This window comes from Bacillus sp. JJ722 (assembly GCF_036963345.1).
Taxonomy (GTDB): Bacteria; Bacillota; Bacilli; order Bacillales; family DSM-1321; genus Bacillus_AD.
Map to the genome: position 1 here is coordinate 1 of NZ_JBALMO010000409.1, position 1,536 is coordinate 1,536.

The following is a 1,536-nucleotide window of genomic DNA, read 5'->3' on the forward strand; positions in this document are numbered from 1 at the left end:
AATCAATATAGAATTGTTTTACTGCTTATTAAAATAAACCACTTTCAAAACCAGACAATATGAATAATTTCATTACTGAAATCAAGAAAAAAAACACACAAAATAATGACTTCTATAATTCTCTGATACTACTCCTTATACTTTCACATATAATATATACTTAAAGATTCCCTTCACACCTTTATACAGTAACATCAAAATTAAGGGGGATGAAATATGGATATTTTCACTAGTATTATTGATTTTCACACGCGACTAGATATTTTTTTAAAACTTGGCATTACGGCCATTTTAGGATTAATTATCGGCATTGAACGCGAGATGCGAAGGAAGCCTGTCGGTTTAAAAACAAGTCTTGTTATTTCTATAGTCAGTTGTTTATTAACAATTGTTTCAATAAAATCAGCTTATCTATTTCCAAGTAGTGATCATGTTAACATCACAATGGATCCACTACGATTAGCAGCCCAAATCATTTCCGGAATCGGTTTTCTCGGAGCTGGTGTGATTTTACGAAAAGAAAATGATAGCATTTCTGGATTAACTACAGCTGCAATGATTTGGGGAGCAGCTGGACTAGGAATAGCCGTTGGTGCAGGGTTTTATATAGAAGCAATCGCAGGCGTTTTTCTTATCATAATAAGTGTTGAAATCATTCCTCTTATTATGAGTGTTATTGGACCAAAGCAATTGAGGCAAAAAGAAGTGCTTCTTCAATTATCTGTCTTTGACAAGCAGGAAATCGGACATATCATTCACCAAATCCAAAAAGAAGGAATCTCCATAAAAAACATCCGCATCAAAGATATGGAAACAGCTCATTTCATTCAATTAAAAACCACCATTCACTACCAGCGCAGAACTGTTGATGTGTACACAGCTGTTTCTAATATAGAAGGAATCCAAACTGTTGAGATTGAAAGCTTATAAACTCCATTTTTCAGTTGACAATTACCTGAATATTGGATAAAAATATATATAAATTATATTTCGGGGCATTAGCGCAGCTGGGAGCGCGCAACACTGGCAGTGTTGAGGTCAGGGGTTCGATCCCCCTATGCTCCATTCTCACAAAGCCCTATGTATCAACAATTTTGAACTCATTCAAAAATTATTTAGTAATACATTACTCTAAAAAGTAACGAAAAGGTAACGGAATTTCAAACATAAAGGAAAAGTAACAATCCTCCCTTAAAGCATAAGTGAGATTGTTACTTTTTTAGTTGTTTCGTTCTAAGTTTATATCAAGAGTCGGTCTACAGATGTGCTTCCCCCTCATTCTGATATACCTAATAAGAAAATAGTTTAAACTCGCCCCCCACCATACCTCTAACGTAGCCTTGATACAACATATAAAATCTTTGTTTTATACCTTCGTACTTACTAGAACATTTCTTTCTATGTAAACTTCAATCAAATCTTTTTAAATTAATACTTATATTTTTTGAAAATGCACACATAATAACATTTGTTAGGTTTTTAGAAAATCTTCAACAAGTAACGAAACAAGGAGTGTATTTATGGGTATTTTAAGTG

1 protein-coding gene and 1 tRNA gene are annotated in these 1,536 nt (G+C 33.3%); both read left to right on the forward strand.

Translation table 11 applies throughout. The annotated features are described in order from the left end of the window. Window positions 1-216: 216 nt before the first annotated feature. Window positions 217-930, forward strand: coding sequence for an MgtC/SapB family protein (locus tag V7014_RS26875; RefSeq protein ID WP_335512146.1), 714 nt, complete (start codon window positions 217-219; stop codon window positions 928-930). 62 nt (window positions 931-992) lie between these two features. Beyond that, a tRNA-Ala gene (locus tag V7014_RS26880) sits at window positions 993-1,065 on the forward strand. Window positions 1,066-1,536 lie beyond the last annotated feature (471 nt).

Coding starts and splice junctions, on each gene's coding strand:
- V7014_RS26875 (WP_335512146.1), top strand. CDS start 217: ATGGATATTTTCACTAGTATTATTGATTTTCACACGCGACTAGATATT.